Origin of the sequence: Eikenella sp. HMSC061C02 (assembly GCF_001809035.1) — a bacterium.
Classification (GTDB): Bacteria; Pseudomonadota; Gammaproteobacteria; order Burkholderiales; family Neisseriaceae; genus Eikenella; species Eikenella corrodens.
Window position 1 is genome coordinate 1 of the sequence record NZ_KV795534.1, and the last position, 4,251, is coordinate 4,251.

General features: G+C 55.1%; 3 protein-coding genes and 1 pseudogene. 1 reads left to right on the forward strand and 3 read right to left on the reverse strand.

Annotated features, from left to right (window positions below):
* Positions 1–155 (forward strand): annotated as a pseudogene (locus HMPREF2541_RS11830) (IS1595 family transposase); the annotation flags it as partial.
* 363 nt (positions 156–518) lie between these two features.
* On the opposite strand, the gene efeB reads toward HMPREF2541_RS11830, so the two are convergent.
* From efeB to efeU, 3 genes are all read right to left on the reverse strand, one after another.
* Positions 519–1,814, reverse strand: a complete 1,296-nt coding sequence (gene efeB, locus HMPREF2541_RS02400; RefSeq protein WP_035580114.1) for an iron uptake transporter deferrochelatase/peroxidase subunit — start codon at positions 1,812–1,814, stop codon at positions 519–521.
* A gap of 249 nt (positions 1,815–2,063) precedes the next feature.
* Positions 2,064–3,257 carry an iron uptake system protein EfeO gene (gene efeO / locus HMPREF2541_RS02405; protein WP_003823032.1) on the reverse strand — a complete coding sequence of 398 codons (1,194 nt, stop codon included), beginning with the start codon at positions 3,255–3,257 and terminating at the stop codon, positions 2,064–2,066.
* 25 nt (positions 3,258–3,282) lie between these two features.
* On the reverse strand, positions 3,283–4,137 hold the full coding sequence (efeU, locus tag HMPREF2541_RS02410; RefSeq protein WP_003823033.1) for an iron uptake transporter permease EfeU: 855 nt from the start codon (positions 4,135–4,137) through the stop codon (positions 3,283–3,285).
* Positions 4,138–4,251 lie beyond the last annotated feature (114 nt).

Here is a 4,251-nt window from a genome sequence, read left to right on the forward strand (position 1 = left end):
AGAACTTTTGGAATCAGGCAAAACGCGTCTTACGGAAATACAACGGAATCGACCGCAAATCTTTCCCGCTGTTCTTGAAAGAATGTGAGTTTCGATTTAACTTCGGCACACCGTCTCAACAGCTTAAAATCCTGCGGGAGTGGTGTGGAATTTAGGGCTAATCTAGTACAGCCCCAAACGGATTTCCACTTTCAGGTAGCCTGTTCGGTTGATATAGCAAGCCAACAGAACTTTTGATACAAGTCAGTGAGCAGCAGGCAGACAGAAGTATGGCAAGAAGAACCAACGCTGTAGCGAAAGTTAAGTTGGCCTGCTTTAGATGAAACATTGCTTCGGTGCGCCGAGGCTACCTGAACAAGACAAAACCCGTTTGCACAAGCAGACGGGTTTCATTTTTCAGGTAGCCTCAAATATTCAGTGGCTATATCGAAGTATGGACGGCTCATCCGCTTTCTTGCATCGCTGCAAGCCAGGCTCAAGCCAATATCGTTTTGTGGACAAGCTATCCGTACATTCAATCACGCCAGCACATTGGCCAACAGGCTCTGTCCGAGGTAGCCACCCTTCTCCGCGCCGGGTAGGGTGAAGAAGTAGCCGCCGCCAAATGGGCTGATGTATTCCTCCAAAGGCTCAAAGTCGAGCAGTTTCTGCACGAAGATGAAGCCATCATCGAGGTTGGCCTGGTAGCAAATGAAGATCAGACCCACATCGAGCTGGCCGGCTTTGGAGAGGCCGCGCGAATAGTCGAAGGGGCGGCGGTAGAGCAAATGCCGTTTCATGAATTCGGGATCGCGGGTATTGGCAAGCCGCATATGGCTGTCGGTGGGCATGGTTTTACCTTCGGGGTCGGAGGCGTAGTTGGGAATATCGCCTTCATTTTTCATGCCCAGCGGGGCGCCGCTGTATTTTTCGCGACCAAAGATGGTTTGCTGTTCTTGCAACGGTGTTCTATCCCAAAATTCTACGAAATGGCGGATGAGGCGCACAGCTTGGTAGCTGCCGTTTTTGGCCCAGGCCGGTTCGTCTTTGCTGTTTTCAGCCACGCCGCTCCACACTACAGCATCGGCGGTTTCGGGCTTGGATACATCGGGATTGCCGGATCCGTCGCGGAAACCGAACAGGTTGCGGGCGGCCAGCGCACCGGGCTCGGCCTTGGGCAGGAAGCCGTCGATGCTCCAGCGGATAACGGCAAATTGAGCGGTGTTTTTAATCAGGTCGCGCAGGGCGTTTTGGCAGGTTTCGGGGCTGAAGGCGCAGATTTGGATGCTGATGTCGCCGTCGCACCATTCGCTCTGCAGTTTGTCGTTGGGGAAGTCTTTCATTTCCTGCAGATGCTTGGGCTTGTGCGGAGCGAGGCCGAAACGTTCGTCAAACAGGCTGTTGCCCACGCTGAGCGTGATGGTGAGGCCGTCGGGTTTGATGACCTTGCCGAGGATGCCGCTGCCCTGCGGGGGGAGTTTGGAATCGCCGTCTTGCAATTCGCCGCCTTTGGTGAGGAAATCGGCGCGGGCAGTGATGGCGCGGAAGAGGTGTTCGAGTTCTTTGGGAGTTTTAGCCAGCACGTCGAAGGCGGCCATGATGGCGAATTGTTGGTGGGGCGTGGTAATGCCGGCTTGGTGTGTGCCGTAGAAGGGGAAGCTCTGATCGGAATGGTGCTCGGCGTTGCTGCCGCCGTTTTGTGCTGTACCGCCTTCACCACCTTGGCCGCTGCTATTCAAACCGCAGGCAGCCAGCCCGGCGGCCGCAGCACCAACGGCGAGGCCTTTGAAGAGATTGCGTTTGGACGGGGATTGGGGGTGTTCGTTGTGACTCATGTTTTTCTCCTGCCGGGAGTAGGAATGGGTTGTTTGGCAATATACGCTGTTTTGATGAGTGATTATAGTGGATTAAAATAAAAATGATACCAGGCGGCGATCCGCAAGGCGTACAGGTAGTACATCTAGGCGAGCCAACGCCGTAGCATTGCGATTTTCATCCACTATAAATTTTCAGGTAGCCTCTATGCTGAATACAGGCTACCTGAAAATCTTTCATCCAACTAAATCAAACACGATGGCTTGCATTTAGTTCAAACCGAGAATACCGCGCAATTTAGCCAAATCTTCGGCCAAGGCGTTAATCGGTGCCTGCAGGTTTTTACGGTCGGTTTCGCTGAGTTTGTCGTAGGGCTGGAAGCCTTTCTCGGTGCGGTATTTGGCGAGGATGTCGGTTACCTGTTTGAAGTTGGCATCGGTTTTATCCAACAGGGCTTGGTCTTTCTCGGCAATCATCGGGCGGAACAGCTCGATGATTTTCTGCGCACCCTCTACGTTGGCTTGGAAGTCGCTCAGGTCGGTGCGGCTGTAGCGGTCTTCCTCACCGGTAATCTTGCTGCCTGCCACTTCTTCAATCAGCGTGGCGGCGCCGCCCACCACTTTGCTCGGCGGGAAGGTGAGGATGTCGATTTCCTGTTTCAGCTTCTGCACGTCGGCCAGGAGTTTGTCGGCCACGGGCTCCATGCCCTTGGTGGTATTGAGTGCCCACAAAGAATGTTCGATGCGGTGGAAGCCGCCGAAGCCTTCGTCTTTCTCGCCGAGCTTGAAGTCGTCGGCGCGGGAGTCGATGGCGGGGTCGAGCTCGTTAAACAGCTCGGCAATCGGCTCGATGCGCTCGTAGTGGGTACGCACGTCGGCAAACATGGCTTTGGCATCTTCGGTGCGGCCGGCCTTCACGGCTTCTACGAAAGCCGTGGTTTTGGTCACCAGCTGGGCGGCTTCGTTTTGCACGTAAACTTTATAGTCGGCCAAAGGTTTGGCCAGTTTTTCCATATTGGCTTCACCGGCCGCTTCTTTGAAGCCGCTGTCGGTTACCACCAGTTTGCCGCGCGGGTTGTTCAACAGGCCGCAGGTCATTTCGTATTCGCCCGGCAGCAGGGTAACGGTCATTTTGTCGCTCAGGCTGGGGGCGATGTTTTCACGCTCGTCCACCACCATCACGCCCTTGAGGATTTCCCACTCCAGCTTGCGGGTGCTGTTGTTTTTGATGTTGAACACCACCTGGCCGCTGGGCACGGTGAGCTCCATCGGGTCGCAGGCGTGGTCGTTTACCGCAATATTGAAGCTGCCGTCGGCATTGGCAGTGGCGGCTGCGCCGGAAGCGGCAGAAGCACTGGAAGCACCGGAAGCGGGTGCGGCGGGCTGTTCGGCGGCCGGCGGCTGGCAGGCTGCCAAGCCGAAAGCGGCCAATACGGCCAAGGCGGTAATATTCAGTTTCTTCATAATTTAACCTTTCAGATGCAAAAAACTAGCTGGTTTGGGAAGGTGCGGCAACCGGCTTGCTGCCGCGCAAAAACAAAAACAACACGGGAATCAGATAAGCGAAATAAAGAATAAAATCAGACAACACCGGGTGGTCGGTATAGCCGAAGAAACCGCCGAGCAGCACGCCCAGCGGGCTGTCTTCATGCAAAACGTGCGACCAATCCAGCGGCGTGTGCGAAGACCAATCAAACGGATTCACCTGCCACACATTCCATACGCCCGCCTCATGCAGTGCGCGGAACGCGCCGGAAGTGAGGCCGGCGGCCACAAAAATCAGGAAAACGCCCGTCCAGCGGAAAAAACGCGCCAGGTTGATGCGCACCCCGCCCTGATAAATCAGCCAGCCCACCACAGCCGAAGCGGCCAGCCCGAGCACTGCACCCAGCGGCATGGCCGCCGTGGGGCTTTGGTTGAACACCGCCAGCAGGAAAAACACGCTCTCCATGCCTTCGCGCGCCACCGCCAAAAAGGCCATGCCCACCAGCGCCCAGCCATGCCCGTTGCCGCGGTTGAGCGCATCGCTCACCGACTGCTGCAAATGCTGCTTTATCGACTTGGCCGCCTTCTGCATCCACAGCACCATATAAGTGAGCATCGCCACGGCCACCAAGCCGATCACGCCCACCACAAACTCTTGCTGCTTCTGCGGAATTTCGCCTGTTTTTTTATAAATAAACCAACCAGCAAACAGGCACATTGCCGCTGCCAGCACTACGCCGAGCCACACTTTCGGCATCATATGCCGATAGCCGCCCTGCTTCAAAAAGCCGGCCACAATGCCCACAATCAAAGCCGCTTCGATGCCCTCGCGCAGCATAATCAAAAAAGCAATCAGCATCGCCGGCCGCTCCTTACAAAATTCATATTCGGTCGATTATATCCTTGCAGCAGAGCAAAATGCAAACAATTTCTAATTAGATTAGGGGCTTAGGAAGCAAAATTTATTTTAAAG

What these genes read in the sequence shown, in the direction of transcription:
- efeB (WP_035580114.1), bottom strand. Translation starts at nt 1,814, where the DNA reads ATGAGTCACAACGAACACCCCCAATCCCCGTCCAAACGCAATCTCTTC.
- efeO (WP_003823032.1), bottom strand. Translation starts at nt 3,257, where the DNA reads ATGAAGAAACTGAATATTACCGCCTTGGCCGTATTGGCCGCTTTCGGC.
- efeU (WP_003823033.1), bottom strand. Translation starts at nt 4,137, where the DNA reads ATGCTGATTGCTTTTTTGATTATGCTGCGCGAGGGCATCGAAGCGGCT.